Annotated in this window: 15 protein-coding genes and 1 pseudogene; 7 read left to right on the forward strand and 9 right to left on the reverse strand. The window is 70.5% G+C overall.

Translation table 11 applies throughout. The features are described from left to right. Positions 1–376 (forward strand): phosphatase PAP2 family protein (locus AADR41_RS30475; RefSeq protein ID WP_342284723.1); only part of this gene is annotated, 376 nt, incomplete at its 5' end. Here AADR41_RS30475 and AADR41_RS30480 read toward each other — a convergent pair. From AADR41_RS30480 to AADR41_RS30515, 8 genes are all read right to left on the reverse strand, one after another. After that, the gene (locus tag AADR41_RS30480; protein WP_342284724.1) at positions 361–2187 is read right to left on the reverse strand and encodes a chitinase; all 1827 of its coding nucleotides are present in this window, start codon (positions 2185–2187) and stop codon (positions 361–363) included. The two genes, AADR41_RS30475 and AADR41_RS30480, sit on opposite strands and share 16 nt — an antisense overlap. Positions 2188–2316: 129 nt before the next feature. Beyond that, on the reverse strand, positions 2317–2772 hold the full coding sequence (locus AADR41_RS30485; RefSeq protein ID WP_342284725.1) for a hypothetical protein: 456 nt from the start codon (positions 2770–2772) through the stop codon (positions 2317–2319). 175 nt (positions 2773–2947) lie between these two features. After that, the gene (locus tag AADR41_RS30490; protein ID WP_342284728.1) at positions 2948–4363 is read right to left on the reverse strand and encodes an NAD(P)/FAD-dependent oxidoreductase; all 1416 of its coding nucleotides are present in this window, start codon (positions 4361–4363) and stop codon (positions 2948–2950) included. Positions 4364–4387: 24 nt separating this feature from the next. Next, positions 4388–5188 (reverse strand): ABC transporter permease, encoded by an 801-nt coding sequence (locus AADR41_RS30495; RefSeq protein ID WP_342284729.1) that lies wholly within the window; start codon positions 5186–5188, stop codon positions 4388–4390. Next, the gene (locus tag AADR41_RS30500) at positions 5188–6117 is read right to left on the reverse strand and encodes an ABC transporter permease (RefSeq protein WP_342284731.1); all 930 of its coding nucleotides are present in this window, start codon (positions 6115–6117) and stop codon (positions 5188–5190) included. The genes AADR41_RS30495 and AADR41_RS30500 overlap by 1 nt, the downstream gene beginning before the upstream one ends. Further along, a complete protein-coding gene (locus AADR41_RS30505; RefSeq protein ID WP_342284732.1) occupies positions 6114–7280 on the reverse strand; it encodes an ABC transporter ATP-binding protein in 1167 nt (388 codons plus the stop codon). Before AADR41_RS30505 ends, AADR41_RS30500 begins: the two co-directional genes overlap by 4 nt. A gap of 54 nt (positions 7281–7334) precedes the next feature. After that, positions 7335–8585: an ABC transporter substrate-binding protein gene (locus AADR41_RS30510; RefSeq protein WP_342284734.1), complete on the reverse strand. Its 1251-nt coding sequence runs from the start codon at positions 8583–8585 to the stop codon at positions 7335–7337. A gap of 42 nt (positions 8586–8627) precedes the next feature. After that, entirely contained in the window at positions 8628–10142 is a 1515-nt protein-coding gene (locus tag AADR41_RS30515; protein WP_342284736.1) for a gamma-aminobutyraldehyde dehydrogenase, read from the reverse strand. Positions 10143–10356: 214 nt separating this feature from the next. Between AADR41_RS30515 and AADR41_RS30520 the strand changes: the two genes are divergently transcribed. Then, positions 10357–10896 carry an NADAR family protein gene (locus AADR41_RS30520; RefSeq protein ID WP_446751129.1) on the forward strand — a complete coding sequence of 180 codons (540 nt, stop codon included), beginning with the start codon at positions 10357–10359 and terminating at the stop codon, positions 10894–10896. Between the two features lie 122 nt (positions 10897–11018). On the opposite strand, the gene AADR41_RS30525 is transcribed toward AADR41_RS30520, so the two are convergent. Next, positions 11019–11750, reverse strand: coding sequence for a DUF4190 domain-containing protein (locus tag AADR41_RS30525; protein ID WP_342284740.1), 732 nt, complete (start codon positions 11748–11750; stop codon positions 11019–11021). Between the two features lie 133 nt (positions 11751–11883). Here AADR41_RS30525 and AADR41_RS30530 point away from each other — a divergent pair, with 133 nt between their 5' ends. The 5 genes and pseudogenes from AADR41_RS30530 to AADR41_RS30550 all read left to right on the forward strand — a co-directional run. Then, complete coding sequence (locus AADR41_RS30530) at positions 11884–12918, forward strand: adenosine deaminase (RefSeq protein ID WP_342284741.1); 1035 nt, start codon at positions 11884–11886, stop codon at positions 12916–12918. Between the two features lie 23 nt (positions 12919–12941). Next, entirely contained in the window at positions 12942–13646 is a 705-nt protein-coding gene (locus tag AADR41_RS30535; RefSeq protein WP_342284742.1) for a glycerophosphodiester phosphodiesterase, read from the forward strand. A 64-nt stretch (positions 13647–13710) separates the two neighbouring features. Then, positions 13711–14511, forward strand: a complete 801-nt coding sequence (locus tag AADR41_RS30540) for an SAM-dependent methyltransferase (protein WP_342284744.1) — start codon at positions 13711–13713, stop codon at positions 14509–14511. 13 nt (positions 14512–14524) lie between these two features. Then, positions 14525–15748: a sensor histidine kinase gene (locus AADR41_RS30545; protein WP_446751130.1), complete on the forward strand. Its 1224-nt coding sequence runs from the start codon at positions 14525–14527 to the stop codon at positions 15746–15748. Further along, positions 15745–16398 (forward strand): annotated as a pseudogene (locus AADR41_RS30550) (response regulator); the annotation flags it as partial. The gene AADR41_RS30545 and the pseudogene AADR41_RS30550, both read left to right, overlap by 4 nt. Positions 16399–16404 lie beyond the last annotated feature (6 nt).

The raw sequence follows: 16404 nt of genomic DNA on the forward strand, positions 1-16404 counted from the left end.
GGGGCGCGGCGAGCGCCCCCCACCCCTGTACGCGGCGCTCGCGATGGGCGCGGTGCCCGCGCTCGTCGTCCCGCTGAAGGCGTGGATCGCCCGTCCGGGACCGCTGACGGAGGCCACCGGCTACTTCCCGTCCGGTCATGCGGCGACGGCCGTGGTGGCGTACGGGGCGGCGGCACTGCTGGTCATGCCGTACGTGAGGCGGGCGTGGTCGTGGATGATGCCCGTCGCCGCTGTCCTGCTGACCACGGCGACGGGCATCGGTCTGGTGCTGCGCGGCTATCACTGGCCGCTGGACGTGCTGGGCAGCTGGTTCCTGTGCGGCGGGGCGGTGCTGCTGCCGCTATGGGCCCTTTGTGCCCCTCAGCCGCCGAAGTAGGCGTCGAAGTTCTTCGAGAACTCCCCGTTGTTGAACCGGTCCCAGTTGATCGACCACGTCATCAGTCCGCGCAGCGCGGGCCAGGTCCCGTGGGTGGTGTAGGAGCCGCAGTCGGTCTTCTTCGTCAGGCAGTTCAGTGCCTTGGTGACCTCGGCGGGCGAGGTGTGGCCGTTGCCCGCCTGGGTGGAGGCCGGCAGTCCGATGGCGACCTGGTCGGGGCGGAGCGCCGGGAAGACCTTGGTCTGGTCGCCCGCCACCGGGAAGCCGGTGAGCAGCATGTCCGTCATGGCGATGTGGAAGTCCGCGCCGCCCATCGAGTGGTACTGGTTGTCCAGGCCCATGATCGAGCCCGAGTTGTAGTCCTGGACGTGCAGCAGGGTGAGGTCGTCGCGCAGCGCGTGGATCACCGGCAGGTAGGCACCGGCGCGCGGGTCCTGGCCGCCCCACGGCCCCGAGCCGTAGTACTGGTAGCCGAGCTGTACGAAGAAGGTCTCGGGGGCCATGGTGAGGACGAACTTGTCGCCGTACTTGGCCTTGAGGGTCTTCACCGCCGAGATCAGGTTGACGATCACCGGCGTGGTGGGGTTCCGGAAGTCGGTGTCACCGGTGTTCAGCGAGAGCGAGTGGCCCTCGAAGTCGATGTCGAGGCCGTCCAGCCCGTACTCGTCGATGATCTTGCCGACCGAGGAGACGAACATGTCGCGGGCGGCGGCGGTGGCGAGCTGGACCTGGCCGTTCTGGCCGCCGATGGAGATCAGCACCTTCTTGCCCTTGGCCTGCTTGGCCTTGACGGCCGCCTTGAACTCGGCCTCGGACTCGACGTTCGGGCACTCGGTGACCGGGCAGAGCTTGAAGCGGATGTCGCCCGAGGTGACCGAGGTCGGTTCGCCGAAGGCCAGGTCGATGACGTCCCAGGAGTCGGGCACGTCCGCCATGCGCGTGTAGCCGGAGCCGTTGGCGAAGCTGGAGTGCAGATAGCCGACGAGGGCGTGGGCCGGCAGGCCGCCTCCCTCGCTCCCGCCGCCGCCCGCCGTGGTGGTGGCCTGGACGGCCGCGGACTTGGCGGACTCCCCCGCGGAGTTGGTCGCGGCGACCTGGAATTCGTACAAGGTCGACGCGGTGAGTCCGGACACGGTGGCGGAGGTGCCGGTGACCGAGAGGACCTTGGTGCCGCCACGGTAGACGTTGTAGCCGGTGGCCCCGGAGGAACCGGTCCACGAGAGGTCGACGGAGGAGGCGGTGACCGTACCCGCCTTGAGTCCGGCGGGGACGGCCGGGAGCTCCGCGGGGGCCCCGCCCGGACCGACGAGGGTGAGGTCGTCGGCGTAGTAGGCGGGGGTGCCGAACCAGCCATGGGTGTAGACGGTGACCTTGGTGGTGGACGGGCCGGTCCTGAACGTCGTGGTGAGCTGCTTCCAGTCGGCCGACGACTGGGTCCAGGTGGACACGTCGGTGGTGCCGGTGCCCTCCGCGCCGAGATAGACGTAGGAGCCCTGTACCCAGGCGCTCAGCGTGTAGGCGGAGTCCGGCTGGACCGCCACCTGCTGGGAGCACTTGGCGTTGTCGGCGCCGGCCGGGGTGGCCTTCAGCGCCGAAGTGCCGTTGTACGCCGGGGTGCTGACGGCTGCTCCGCTGCCGCCGGTGCAGCTCCAGCCGTCCAGGCCGGACTCGAAGCCGCCGTTGCGCGCCAGATCGGTGTCGGCGGCGACGGCGGACGGTGCGAGGGCGGTCAGACCGCCGGCGGCGAGCAGGGCCGCCGCGAAGGCGGCCACGACTCCGGTAAATCGGGCGGGGGGTCCCGTGCGTTCCACAACGGCCTCCGTACATGGGGGAATTGAGTGCGGCCGCCACAACATGGTCCAGACCAATCAGGTTGTCAAGACCTCTGGCGGTCCCGGCCCGCCGCCGGGCCGTCCGCCTCAGCCCCCGCACTCGGCCCGTCAGTCCCGCTCGGCCCGTTCGGCCGCCGCCTCGTGCATCGCCAGCTCCAGGAGTGCCGTGTCGGTGAGGGTTCCCGAACCGTCGGGCGGGATCAGCCAGCGCACCCCGCTGCCGGCCGCCCGGCCCGGATGGGGCACCACGATCCAGGTCCCCTGCCCCGCGCCGCGCACGCCGGTGCCGACCCAGCGGGCGGCGGTTCCCGGGGCCACGAAGAAGCCCGTGCGGGCATCGCCGAAGTCCCCGAGGACGGGCCCGGGCCGGTCGATGAGCCGGGTCAGTACGTCGAGGGTGGGACGTCCCAGCTCCCCCGGAAGAAGCAGCACGTCCCAGCGACGGCCGGCGGGAAGGAGCGTCACCCCCCGGGGATTGCGCTCCCATTCCCACCGGCACGCGTCCGGATCCGGCGCCACCGATGCCAGCCATTCGACCGCTGCCTTGACCCCCGCGCCAGCCATGAACCGTCTCCATTCCGTGTGCACCGGCCATGCGGTGCCGGTGCGTGCACACGGGAGAGAGAGATGACGCCGATCGATTACGCGGGTTCGGCCGACGAATTCACGACGAACGGGCCGGTCACCCCCAGGGGTGACCGGCCCGTTCGGATTCGGCCGTCGAAGACGGGGACCGGTCTCAGCTGTCGAAGCCGAGGCCCAGCCGGTCCATTGTCCGCAGCCAGAGATTGCGCCGGCCGCCGTTGCCGTCCGCCCTGGCCAGGGACCGCTTGGTCAGCTCGATCCCGGCCCAGGCGAAGGGCTCCGGCGGGAACGGCATCGGCTTGCTGCGGACCATTTCCAGCGCGGTGATTTCGTTCTGCTCGCCCGCCAGCAGATCGAGCATCACATCGGCCCCGAAACGGGTGGCGCCGACGCCGAGTCCGGTGAATCCGGCGGCATAGGCGACCCGTCCCTGATGGGCCGTGCCGAAGAACGCGGAAAAGCGCGAACAGGTGTCGATCGCCCCGCCCCAGGCATGGCTGAAACGCACCCCGGCCAATTGCGGGAAACAGTCGAAGAACTGGCCCGCGAGTTTGAGGAAGGTCTCCGGACGCTGGTCGAGATCGGCGCTCAGCCGGCCGCCGTAAGGATAGATCGCGTCATAGCCGCCCCACAGGATCCGGTTGTCCGCCGACAGCCGGAAATAGTGGAACTGATTGGCGCTGTCGCCCAGCCCCTGCCGGTTCTTCCAGCCGATGGAGTCGAGCTGCCCGGCGGTGAGCGGCTCGGTCATCAGCGCGTAGTCGTAGACCGGCACGGTGTACGGGCGCACCCGCTTGACCAGCGACGGGAAGATGTTCGTACCGAGGGCCACCCGGCGCGCGAAGACCCTTCCGTACGGGGTGCGGACCGCCATTCCCGTGCCGGTCCTGGCCAGTTCGAGGCCCCGGGTGTGCTCGTACACCCGCACGCCCAGGTCGGCGCAGGCCCGCTTCAGGCCCCAAGCCAGCTTGGCCGGGTGCAGCATGGCTACCCCGCGCCGGTCCCACAGGCCGCCCAGGAAGGTCGGGGAGTCGACCTCGGCGCGCAGCGCGTCCCGGTCCAGGAACTCCAGCCCGGTGAAGCCGAGCTTCTGGGCCTCCTGGTGCCATTCGCGCAGCTCTTCGAGCTGGTGGGGCTCGGTGGCGACGTCGATCTCGCCGGTGCGCTCGAATTCGCAGTCGATGGCGTAGCGGGCGACGGCGGCCTCGATGGCGTCGAGGTTCCGTTCGCCGAGCTCCTCCAGCTTGTGGATCTCCTCGGGCCAGCGCTCCAGCCCGTTGGGCAGACCATGGGTGAGGGAGGCGGCGCAGAATCCGCCGTTGCGGCCCGAGGCGGCCCAGCCCACCTCGTGCCCCTCGATCAGTACGACGTCCCGTTCCGGTTCGCGTTCCTTGGCGATCAGCGCGGTCCACAGTCCGCTGTAGCCGCCGCCGACGACCAGCAGGTCGCAGTGCTCGTCACCGGTGAGCGCGGGCAGTGCGGCGGGCTTGCCGGGGTCGTCCAGCCAGAACGGGACCGGCTTCGCGTCGGAGAGTGATTGTGCAGCAGTACGCATGGCAGCTGGGGCCATGGTTTCCAACTCCTTCAGGGCTTTCTATCGTGCGCTGTTCTTCCGCCGGTTCGCGATGAGCTGGCCGACGACCACCACCATCACGGCAATGATGAACATCGCCGTTCCGATGACGTTGATCTGCACGGGCGTGCCGCGCTGCGCCGATCCCCAGACGAACATGGGGAAGGTCACGGTGGAGCCCGCGTTGAAATTGGTGATGATGAAATCGTCGAACGAGAGCGCGAAGGCGAGCAGCGCTCCCGCCGCGATTCCGGGGGAGGCGATCGGCAGCGTCACCCGCAGGAAGGTCTGCACGGGGCCGGCGTACAGATCGCGGGCCGCCTCCTCCAGCCTCGGGTCCATCGACATCACGCGCGCCTTGACGGCCGTCACGACGAAGCTCAGGCAGAACATGATGTGCGCGATGAGGATCGTCCAGAAACCCAGCTGTGCGCCCATGTTGAGGAAGAGGGTGAGCAGCGAGGCGGCCATGACGACCTCGGGCATCGCCATCGGCAGGAAGATCAGCGAGTTGATCGCGCCGCGCGCCCGGAAGCGGTAGCGGACCAGCGCGAAGGAGATCATCGTGCCGAGGGCGGTGGCGCCGATGGTGGCCCAGAGGGCGATCTGCAGGGACAGCGAGAGCGAGCCGCACATGTCGGCGACGCCGCAGGGGTCCTTCCAGGCGTCCAGCGAGAAGCGCTGCCAGGAGTAGTTGAAGCGCCCGTTCGGCTTGTTGAACGAGAACACCATGACGACGACGTTCGGAAGGATCATGTACGCGAGGGTCAGCAGACCCGCGATGACGATCAGGTTCCGGCGTATCCAGCGCAGTACGGGCATCAGACCAGGTCCTCCGTCCCGGAGCGGCGGATGTAGACGGTGACCATGATCAGGACGACCGCCATGAGGATGAAGGAGAGCGCGGCCGCCGTCGGGTAGTCCAGGACCCGCAGGAACTGGGTCTGGATGACGCTGCCGACCATCTTCGTGTCGGTGGAGCCCAGCAGTTCCGCGTTGACGTAGTCGCCGCTGGCCGGGATGAAGGTGAGCAGCGTTCCGGAGACGACGCCCGGCATGGAGAGCGGGAAGGTCACCTTGCGGAAGGTGGTGGCGGGGGTGGCGTAGAGGTCGCCGGCCGCCTCGTGCAGCCTGCCGTCGATCCGCTCCAGCGAGGTGTAGAGCGGCAGGATCATGAACGGCAGGAAGTTGTACGTGAGACCGCAGACCACCGCCATCGGGGTGGCCAGCACCCGGTTGGACTCGGTCCAGCCGAGCCAGCTGGTGACGTCCAGGACGTGCAGGGTGTTCAGTACGTCGACGACCGCGCCGCCGTCCGCGAGGATCGTCTTCCAGGCGAGCGTGCGGATCAGGAAGCTGGTGAAGAACGGCGCGATGACCAGCACCAGGACGACGTTGCGCCAGCGGCCCGCCTTGAACGCGATGAGGTAGGCGAGCGGGTAGCCGAGCAGCAGGCACAGGATGGTGGCGGTACCGGCGTACAGCAGGGACCTGATGAACTGCGGGTAGTAGTCGGTCAGCGCGTCCCAGTAGGTCTGGAAGTGCCAGGTGACCTCGAATCCCTTCTCCAGGGATCCGGTCTGTACGGAGGTCGACGCCTGGTAGACCAGCGGCAGCGCGAAGAAGACGATCAGCCACAGGATGCCGGGCAGCAGCAGCCAGTACGGGACGAGGCGCTTGCGGGTGGAGGGCTTGCGTATCGCCGGCTCCGCCGTGACGGGCGCCGGTGGCGCCTCCTTGGTGAGGCTCACGCCGCGTCCTCCACCGTCTCCACACCGGCGTCGCCCATCGTCCCCGCAAGCATGGACTGGGCGGCGTCCAGACCGAAGGTGTGCGCCGGGTTCCAGTGCAGGACGACCTCTGCCCCGGCCGTGAGCCGCGCGTCACGCTCGATGTTCTGCTCATACACCTGGAGCGCCTTGCCCGCCGGGCTCTCCACGACGTACTGGGTGGAGACGCCGATGAAGCTGGAGTCGACGATCCGGCCGGTGACCCGGTTGCGGCCGTCGGCGATCGCGTCCGCGTCGTCGGCGTGCGCGAGCGAGATCTTCTCCGGGCGGACACCGAGGAGCAGCTTGCCGCCGCTGCCGGTCGGGGCCGTACACCGGTCGGTGGGCAGCCGCAGCTTGCCGCCGCCCGCCGCCACCACGATGTCGGTGCCGGCGGAGACGATCTCGCCCTCGATGAGGTTGGAGGTGCCGAGGAAGTTGGCGACGAAGGTCGTCCTCGGGTTCTCGTACAGGTCGGCGGGGGCACCGAGCTGCTCGACCCGGCCCCCGTTCATCACCGCGACGGTGTCGGCCATGGTCATGGCCTCCTCCTGGTCGTGGGTGACGTGGATGAAGGTGATGCCGACCTCGGTCTGGATGCGCTTGAGCTCCAGCTGCATCTGGCGGCGCAGCTTGAGGTCGAGGGCGCCGAGCGGTTCGTCGAGCAGGAGCACCTGCGGGTGGTTGATCAGGGCGCGGGCGACGGCGACGCGCTGCTGCTGGCCGCCGGAGAGCTGGTGCGGCTTGCGCTTGGCGAAGTCGCCGAGCTGGACGAGCTCCAGCATCTCGTCGACCTGCTTCTTCACCGACTTGATGCCGCGCCGGCGCAGGCCGAAGGCGACGTTCTCGGTGATGTCGAGGTGCGGGAAGAGCGCGTAGCTCTGGAAGACCGTGTTGACGGGCCGTTTGTACGGGGGAAGCCCGGTGATGTCGCGGCCGCCGAGCGAGACCGTGCCGGTGGTCGCCTCCTCCAGGCCCGCGATCATCCGCAGGGTGGTGGTCTTGCCGCAGCCGGACGCGCCGAGCAGCGCGAAGAAGGAGCCCTGCGGGACGGTCAGATCGAGCGGCTTGACGGCTTCGAAGGAGCCGTACGTCTTGCTGATCCCGGTGAGGCGGACGTCGCCGCCGGTCTGCTGCTGTGTCATGGATCGCGGTCCCAGTGGTGTCAGAGGGGGATCGGGGCTGGAGAGGAGCGGCGGTCAGGCGCCGATGAGCTTGGCGAACTTCTCTTCGTACGCCGTCTCTTCCTTGGCGGTCAGGGAGCGGAAGGCGTGCGACCGGGACGCCATCTCCTTGTCCGGGAGGATCAGGACGTTGTCGGCCATCGCCTGATCGATCTTCGCCAGTTCGTCGCGGACCCCGTCGACCGGGCAGACGAAGTTGATGTACGCGGCGAGCTCCGCGGCGGCCGACGGCTCGTAGTAGTAGTCGATGAGCTTCTCGGCGTTGGTCTTGTGCCGTGCCTTCACCGGGACCAGCAGGTTGTCGCTGGATATGACGTATCCCGCGGCCGGAATCGCGTACTTGATGTCGGGGTTCCCGGCCTGGAGCTGGATGACGTCGCCAGCCCATCCGACGCAGGCGGCGATGTCGCCCTTGTCGAGGTCGGCGGTGTAGTCGTTGCCGGTGAAGCGGCGGATCTGGTTCTTGTCGACGCCCTTCTGGAGCCGGCCGATCGCGGCGTCGTAGTCGGCGTCGGTGAAGTTCCCGGGGTCCTTGCCCATGTCGAGCAGGGTCATGCCGACGGTGTCGCGCATCTCCGAGAGGAAGCTGACCCGTCCCTTGAGCTTCGGGTCGTCGAGGAGCTGGGTGACGGAGTCGACCTTGCGGCCGCCGGTCGCCTTGGAGTTGTAGGCGATGACGGCGGGAATGCCCGCCCAGGGGTAGGAGTAGGCACGGCCCGGGTCCCAGTCCGGGGAGCGGAACTGGGCCGACAGGTTGGCGTAGGCGTGCGGCAGGTTCGACGCGTCGAGCTTCTGCGCCCAGCCGAGGCGGACGATGCGGGCGGCCAGCCAGTCGGTGACGCAGATGATGTCGCGGCCGGTGTCCTGGCCGGCCGCGAGCTGCGGCTTGATCTTCCCGAAGAACTCGACGTTGTCGTTGATGTCCTCGGTGTACTTGACCTGGATCCCGGTGCGTTTCGTGAACGCCTCCAGGGTGGGCCGGTGCTTGCCGTCGTCGGTGACGTCCATGTACTCGGTCCAGTTGGAGAAGTTGATCTGCTTCTCCTCGGCCGAGTGGTCGTCGGACGCCGCGGCGGCATCCCCCTCCCGCTTGGCGGGCGGGATGCCGCACGCGCTCAGCGTGCCCAGCCCGCCGATCGCCAGCGCCCCCATGCCGGAGGCGCGGATCAGCGATCGGCGGGTCAGGGCGCCCCGGCCGCTGGTGAGGCTGCGTCGCATCGCGGCGAGTTGGGCCGCGGAGAGGCGCTCGGGCTCGTACTGCTCCATGCGCGTTGCCCTTTCGGGTGTGTGTGGCCGGGGTCGGCCGGGTTATCGGTCCCCGAAGATCGTGCGGTGCCAGTCCTTGCGGGCGACCGCGGTGTTGTCGTACATGACGTGCTTGACCTGCGTGTACTCCTCGAAGGAGTACGAGGACATGTCCTTGCCGAAGCCACTGGCCTTGTATCCGCCGTGCGGCATCTCGCTGATGATCGGGATGTGGTCGTTGACCCAGACGCAGCCCGCCTTGATCTCACGGGTGGCGCGGTTGGCGCGGTACAGGTCCCGGCTCCAGGCGGAGGCGGCGAGTCCGTACGGGGTGTCGTTGGCGAGGCGGATGCCCTCGTCGTCGCTGTCGAAGGGCAGCACGACCAGGACCGGGCCGAAGATCTCCGACTGGACGATCTCGCTGTCCTGGGCCGCTCCGGCGACCAGCGTCGGCCGGTAGTAGGCGCCGGCCGCCAGTTCGCCGCCGGGGGCCTCGCCGCCGGTGACGACGGTGGCGTACGCGCGGGCCCGCTCGACGAATCCGGCGACCCGGTCCCGCTGGGCGTGGCTGATCAGCGGGCCGAGGTCGGTGGACGGGTCGAAGGGGTCGCCGAGCCGGACGGTCTCCATCAGCTCCGCGACGCCCTGCACGAAGGCGTCGTACAGCGGGCGCTGGACGTAGGCGCGGGTGGCGGCGGTGCAGTCCTGGCCGGTGTTGATGAGCGCCCCGGCGACCGCGCCGTTGACCGCGGCTTCGAGGTCGGCGTCGTCGAAGACCACGAAGGGGGCCTTGCCGCCGAGTTCGAGGTGCAGGCGCTTGACGGTGGAGGTGGCGATCTCCGCGACCCGCTTGCCGACGGCGGTGGAGCCGGTGAAGGAGGTCATCACGACGTCCGGGTGGCCGACGAGGTGCTCACCGGCGTCCTTGCCGGCGCCGGTGACGATGTTGACCACACCGTCCGGGATGCCCGCCTCGGTGGCCGCCTGGGCGAACATCAGCGAGGTGAGCGGGGTGATCTCGGCGGGCTTCAGCACGATCGTGTTGCCCGCCGCGATGGCCGGGAGGACCTTCCAGGCGGCCATCTGGAGCGGGTAGTTCCAGGGTGCGATGGAGCCGACGACGCCGATCGCCTCACGGCGTACGCAGGAGGTGTGGTCGCCGTCGTACTCGGCGGCCGACTTGCCCTCCAGGTGGCGGGCGGCCCCGGCGAAGAAGGAGGTGTTGTCCACGGTGCCGGGCACGTCGAACTCGGTGGAGAGCTTGATCGGCTTGCCGCACTGGAGGGACTCCACGTACGCGAAGTCGTCGGCCTGCTCGGCGAGGACGGCGGCGAAGCGGTGCATCGCCTCGGCCCGCTCGGCGGGTGTCGCGCCCGACCAGCCGGGGAACGCCTCGCGGGCGGCCGCCACGGCGGCGTCCACGTCGGCGGTGCCCGCCAGTTCGTAGCTGTAGACGGTCTCTCCCGTGGCCGGGTTCACCACGTCGTGGTGACGTCCCGATGTTCCGGACCGCAGCTTTCCGCCGATGTACTGTGCGCCGTCCGCGAAGCGGTCCCGCACCTGGATGCCGTTGCCCATGACGATCTCCTCCGCCGCACCCCGGAATGCGGGGACGGCGTAGCCTCTGCTCGATTTGAGTGCCGATCCTGGCAGAGGGTGCCAACCCCAACAAGTGATTCCGTTGTTGCCTTTTGGTTACGCGACGGAATCTGTCGACCATGTGTCGCGTCGGTGCGGAAATCCCCGTACGTAGTGTCAGTGGCGAATGCCAGAATCGCGTGTCATGGAACACATGAACGATCTCCTGGCGAAGGCCGCGCGTGGCGAGAAGGTGAAGTACCTGCACTTCTGGGGACACCGCCCCCGGCCCGACGGCCGGATCGGGGCGAGCTGCCTCAGCCAGTGGTGGCCCACGCGCTTCACGGTCGACGGTGTGACGTACGCGTCGGCGGAGCACTGGATGATGGCCGGCAAGGCGCGGCTGTTCGGCGACGCGGAGTCGGAGGCCGCGGCCGTGGCGGCGAAGAGCCCGGCGGTGGCGAAGAAGGTGGGCCGGCTGGTCCGCGGTTTCGACGACGCGGTCTGGCAGCGCGAGCGGTACCCACTGGTGGTGGCCGGCAGTGTGCACAAGTTCGGTGGCGACCCGGAGCTGCGGGAGTTCCTGCTGAACACCGGGGACCGGGTGCTGGTCGAGGCGAGCCCGATGGACCGGATATGGGGCATCGGACTGGCTGCGGACGACCCCCGGGCGGAGAGTCCGGCGAGCTGGCGGGGGCTGAATCTGCTGGGGTTCGCGCTGATGGACGCGCGGGCGGAGCTGCGCGCCTCATGAGGGGACCGGGGCGCCCGGTGGCCCGGCGGACCGATGGCCCGGCCGTGCGCGGCCGGGCCATCGGGAGCGGAACGGACCGCGGGAGCGGCCGGGCCCGTCCGGCGGGCTCGTGATCAATACACCTAGCGCGTGACCTCGACGACCAGGGACGTCGAGTAGGGATCGTCGTTGTAGCCGCTGTCCTCGAATTCTTCGGCGTGGGTGACGAACAGCCAGACGAAGAAGCTGATGATCACCACACCGAAGACGATGCCGATGGACCCCATGATGATCCCGGCGAGCGCCTGACCGCTGTTGGTCGCCTCACCGCGCTGCACCCGCTTGCGGCCGAGGATGCCGAAGATGAGTGCCAGCACGCCCAGGACCAGGCTGGGTATCCCGTAGATGCAGAACATGCAGACGGCCAGGATGCCCAGGACCATGGCCGCGGTACCCATGCCGTTGGAGGGCGGCGGGCCGCCCCAGGGCGCCTGCGGGTAGCCGGGGTATCCCGGGTACCCGCCGTACTGCGCAGGGGGCGCCGCCGGGTAGCCGTACTGGCCCGCGACCGGCGGTACCGGCTGGCCCGGTCCGTTGGGCCCGACCGGCGGCGGCGGGACCTCGCCGGGACCGGGACCGAATCCGGTGCCGGGCAGGGGCCCGTTCTGAGCCGGCGCACCGAAGGCCGGCGGCGGTGTGTCGGCCGGCGCGGGGCCGTCCCCGACGCCCGGCATCGAGGTGACCGTGGGCTGGCTGTGCACAGCGGGCGGGCGGGTGTCCCCGGCCTGCTTCTCCAGCGGCACCTTGCTGTCCGGCGGAGCCCACGGATCGCGCGGCGCGGCCCCGCCCTCTGGCTGCTCTGTGTTGTCTGACATGGGCCTCCCCCATCGTGGTCCCGTCATGCTACGGCCCCGCTGCGCACCGGCGGGCCCGGCCTACGATGATCCCCGTCCCCTGCCCGGCCGACCGTGCCCGGCACCCGAACCGTCCCACGCGCCGGAGAGTCCGATGACCGATCTGAACCCCTTCATCGCGGGGCTGCCCAAGGCGGAACTGCATGTCCACCATGTCGGATCCGCCTCCCCCCGCATCGTCGCCGAGCTGGCCGCGCACCACCCCGACTCCAAGGTCCCCACCGACCCGGAGGCGCTCGCCGACTACTTCACCTTCACGGACTTCGGGCACTTCATCGAGGTGTACCTCTCCGTCGTGGACCTGATCCGCACCCCGGAGGATGTCCGCCTGCTGACCTTCGAGGTCGCCCGCGACATGGCGCGGCAGAACATCCGCTACGCGGAACTGACGGTGACGCCGTACTCCTCGACCCGGCGCGGCATCCCCGAGCAGGCGTTCATGGAGGCGATAGAGGACGCCCGCAAGGCCGCCGAGGCCGAGCTGGGTGTCGTGCTGCGCTGGTGCTTCGACATTCCCGGCGAGGCCGGGCTGGCGGCCGCCGAGGAGACCGCCCGGCTCGCCGTGGACCTGCGGCCCGAGGGACTCGTCTCGTTCGGTCTCGGCGGTCCGGAGGTCGGGGTGGAACGCCCGCAGTTCAAGCCCTACTTCGACCGGGCGATCGCCGCGGGCCTGCACTCCGTGCCGCACGCCGGGGAGACCACCGGGCCGCAGACCGTCTGGGACGCCCTGACCCACCTGCGCGCCGAGCGCATCGGCCACGGCACCAGCTCCGTGAAGGACCCGAAGCTGCTCGCCCACCTCGCCGAGCACCGCATCCCGCTGGAGGTCTGCCCGACCTCGAACATCGCGACCCGGGCCGTGGTGGACATCGAGCAGCACCCGGTCAGGGAGATGGTGGACGCTGGCGTCCTGGTCACCATCAACAGCGACGACCCGCCGATGTTCGGCACCGACCTCAACAACGAGTACGCGGTGGCCGCCCGCCTCCTCGCTCTGGACGAGCGGGGTCTCGCCGCGCTGGCGAAGAACGCCGTCGAGGCGTCGTACCTCGACGCGGCCGGCAAGCGGAAGCTGGCCGCCGAGATCGACACGTACACGGCCGACTGGCTGGGGCGCTCGGGCCGGTGACCCCCGGTGGCCACAATGGCCCCATGGTCTCTTCAGTCACCGCCGTGGGCCACCGGGGCGATCCCTACCGTGTCCGCGAGAACACCCTGCCCTCGATCCGCTCCGCGCTCGGACGAGGGGCGGACGCGGTCGAGATCGATGTGCGGCTCACCCGTGACGGTGTGCCGGTCCTGCTGCACGACGCCACACTGAAGCGGCTGTGGGGTCATGAGGTGCGGCTGGACCGGCTGACCCACGCGGAGCTCACCGAACTGACCCGGGGCGGTGTCCCCACCCTGCGCGAGGCGCTGCTCGCCGCCGGGGCGCACCGCGTGATGGTCGATCTGCCGGGCTCCACCGACGGTTCCGTGCCGAGGATCGTCGGGGCGGTGCGCGAGTGCGGGGCCGGCGAGCGGGTGTACTACTGCGCCGGTCCCGGGGCGATGCTCCGGGTACGGGCCGCCGACCCCGGCGCCGAGATCGCCATGACCTGGACGACTCTCGCACCGCCGCGCGCCGCGTTGCTCGACGCGGTGCGGCCGCGCTGGCTCAACTACCGGTTCGGTCTGGTGGGCCCGGAACTGACGGACCGGCTGCACCGCGACGGGCTGCTGGTCTCCGCCTGGACGGCCGACACCAGGCGGACCATGCGCCGCCTGGTCCGGCACGGCGTCGACTCGATCACCACCAACCGGGTCGACGTCCTGCACGACGTCATCGCCAACTCCCCGGCGCGTATAAATCGTTGACCGGTCCGGCATCATGGGCCACCCGTCGTCCGTGACGCGGACCCGGCGCAGGAGGAGCAGCGACATGACCGATCCCCGCACCGCCCCCGGCCCCGAGGGCGTACGTACCGACGTCGCCCACAACGCGCGGGTCTGGAACCACTGGCTGGGCGGCACGGACAACCACCCCGTGGACCGGGCGGTCGGCGACCGGGTCACCGCCATGTACCCGAGCATCGGCGAAGTGGCCCGCGCCGACCGGGCGTTCCTGGGGCGGGCGGTCCGGTATCTGGCCGGTGAGGCGGGGATCCGGCAGTTCCTGGACATCGGCACCGGCCTGCCGAGCGCCGGCAACACCCACGAGATCGCCGGGCGCACCGCGCCCGGCTGCCGCGTCGTGTACGTCGACAACGATCCTGCGGTGCTCGCGCTCTCCCGGACGCTGCTGGCCGGATCGCCGCGGGGCGCGACCGAGTACGTCGACGCGGATGCCCGCGATCCCGAGCGGATCCTGCGGGCGTCCGCGTCCGCGCTCGACCTGGGGCGGCCGGTCGCGGTCATGCTCCTGGGCATCCTGAACTTCGTCCTCGACACCGACGAGGCGCGGCGGATCGTGCGCACGCTGATGGACGCGCTGCCCTCCGGCAGCCATCTGGTGCTCACCCATCCCACGCTGGAGCTGGGCGGCGAGGGCAACGAGGCGGCGATGCGGTTCTGGAACGAGAACGCCACCCCGCCGATCACCGCCCGCACCCGCGCCGAGTTCGCCGCGTTCCTCACCGGGCTCGATCCGGTGGACCCGGGCATCGTGTCGTGCGCGCACTGGCGCGGCGAGCCCGGCGCGGTGCGGGTCGCGCAGTTCGGCGCAGTGGCGCGGAAGCCCTGAGGGCGCCGGTCCGATGCGCGTACGGGACATCACCGCGAGAGTGCCGGGACTCGCCCCGGCGGTCGGCCCCCTCGGCGTGGACCTGCTCGTCGCTCTGCTGGTCCAGGCCGCCATGACCATGCCGTTCGTCGTCCCGCGCGACCCGGAGCTGCCGGAGGCGACATGGACGGCGTACGGGCTGACCACCCTGACGGTGCTGCCGCTGGTGGCCCGCCGCCGGGCGCCGGTCGCGGTCCTCGTCGCGGTGCTGGCCGCCGGTGCCCTGTACACGTTCACCGTCGACGGGCCGGGACAGCCGCTCCCGTACACCGGTCTCGTGGCTTTCTGCACGGTCGCGGAGCTCTCCTCGCCGCCGAAGCGGATCGGGATCGCGGCGCTCACGGTGGCGGCGGTGCTGGTCTCGGTCGGACTCGACGGCGAGGACATGCGGGAGCTGTTCTTCTCCCTGTTCGTGTTCGCGGCGGCGTACGCCTTCGGCCGGTTCACGGTGACGCGCAGGGCCTATCTGCGCGCGGTGGAGGACCGGGCCCGTCAGCTGGAGCTGACGCACCGGATCGAGGCCGAACAGGCGGCGGCCCGCGAACGGGCCCGGATCGCCCGGGAGATGCACGACATCCTGTCCCACGCGGTGAGCCTGATGATCGTGCAGGCCGAGGCGGGACCGGTGGCGGTCCGCACGGCGCCGGAACGGGCCGAGGCGGCCTTCGACGCGATCTCCGAGGCGGGCCGGGACGCGATGGCGCAGCTGCGCCGGATGCTCGGCGTGCTGCGCGAGAACGGGGAAGCGCCCCACGCGCCGCGGGAACCCCAGCCCTCGCTGGCCGGACTGCCGGGCCTCGTGGAGCGGGTGCGCGGCAGCGGTCCGGCGGTCTCGTACGAGGTCATGGGCAGCCCCGGCACGCCGGGCCCGGCGGTCGAGGCGACCGTCTACCGGATCGTGCAGGAAGCGCTGACGAACGTGGTCAGGCACGCGGACGCGAGCACGGTGGCCGTGCGGCTGGAGCACGGTCCCGAGGCGCTGACGCTCACCGTCACGGACGACGGGCGGGGGCCCGGCGGCGGCTCGGGGCTGGGGCTGATCGGCATCCGGGAGCGTGCCGCCGCGCACGGCGGCACGGCCGGGACCGGTGCCGGTCCGGGCGGACGGGGGTTCCGGGTCCGGGTGACGATCCCGCGGGCCCGGCCGGAGACGGAAGCAGCGACGGGGACGGGGCAGAGGACAGAGGTGGGAAGTTGACGATCCGTGTGGTGGTGGCCGACGACCAGGAGCTGGTACGCAGCGGCTTCGCGATGATCCTGGACGCGCAGCCGGACATCGAGGTGGTGGCCGAGGCGGGTGACGGCCGGGCCGCGGTCGAAGCGGTACGGCGACTGGCACCCGATGTGGCGCTGCTCGACATCCGGATGCCCGGCACGGACGGCATCGAGGCCTGCCGCAGCATCAGCGCCGGGAGCGGCTGCCGGACGGTCATGCTGACCACCTTCGACTCCGACGAGTACGTCTACGAGGCGCTGCACGCGGGCGCGAGCGGCTTCCTGCTCAAGGACGTCCGCCGCGACGACCTGGTGCACGCGGTACGGGTGGTGGCCGCCGGGGACTCGTTGCTGGCTCCTTCGGTGGCACGGCGGCTGATCGCCGAGTACACCTCGCGCCCGCCGGCCGCGGCCGTGGCACCGTCGGCACGCCTGGACGTACTGACCGCGCGGGAGCGCGAGACGCTGCTGCACCTGGCCCGCGGGCTGTCGAACGCGGAGATCGCGGCGGCGCTGGTCGTCAGCGAGCACACGGTGAAGACCCATGTCGGCAATGTGCTGTCCAAGCTGGGGCTGCGCGACCGGATCCAGGCGGTGATCTGCGCGTACGAGTGCGGCGTCGTGACTCCTTCGCCGGCC

Source organism: Streptomyces sp. CLV115 (assembly GCF_038448545.1).
Taxonomy (GTDB): Bacteria; Actinomycetota; Actinomycetes; order Streptomycetales; family Streptomycetaceae; genus Streptomyces; species Streptomyces sanglieri.

Excerpts from the sequence above, each read along its gene's own strand:
- AADR41_RS30485 (WP_342284725.1), bottom strand. The coding sequence starts at position 2,772 with ATGGCTGGCGCGGGGGTCAAGGCAGCGGTCGAATGGCTGGCATCGGTG.
- AADR41_RS30490 (WP_342284728.1), bottom strand. The coding sequence starts at position 4,363 with ATGGCCCCAGCTGCCATGCGTACTGCTGCACAATCACTCTCCGACGCG.
- AADR41_RS30495 (WP_342284729.1), bottom strand. The coding sequence starts at position 5,188 with ATGCCCGTACTGCGCTGGATACGCCGGAACCTGATCGTCATCGCGGGT.
- AADR41_RS30505 (WP_342284732.1), bottom strand. The coding sequence starts at position 7,280 with ATGACACAGCAGCAGACCGGCGGCGACGTCCGCCTCACCGGGATCAGC.
- AADR41_RS30510 (WP_342284734.1), bottom strand. The coding sequence starts at position 8,585 with ATGGAGCAGTACGAGCCCGAGCGCCTCTCCGCGGCCCAACTCGCCGCG.
- AADR41_RS30515 (WP_342284736.1), bottom strand. The coding sequence starts at position 10,142 with ATGGGCAACGGCATCCAGGTGCGGGACCGCTTCGCGGACGGCGCACAG.
- AADR41_RS30520 (WP_446751129.1), top strand. The coding sequence starts at position 10,357 with ATGAACGATCTCCTGGCGAAGGCCGCGCGTGGCGAGAAGGTGAAGTAC.
- AADR41_RS30525 (WP_342284740.1), bottom strand. The coding sequence starts at position 11,750 with ATGTCAGACAACACAGAGCAGCCAGAGGGCGGGGCCGCGCCGCGCGAT.
- AADR41_RS30530 (WP_342284741.1), top strand. The coding sequence starts at position 11,884 with ATGACCGATCTGAACCCCTTCATCGCGGGGCTGCCCAAGGCGGAACTG.
- AADR41_RS30535 (WP_342284742.1), top strand. The coding sequence starts at position 12,942 with ATGGTCTCTTCAGTCACCGCCGTGGGCCACCGGGGCGATCCCTACCGT.
- AADR41_RS30540 (WP_342284744.1), top strand. The coding sequence starts at position 13,711 with ATGACCGATCCCCGCACCGCCCCCGGCCCCGAGGGCGTACGTACCGAC.
- AADR41_RS30545 (WP_446751130.1), top strand. The coding sequence starts at position 14,525 with ATGCGCGTACGGGACATCACCGCGAGAGTGCCGGGACTCGCCCCGGCG.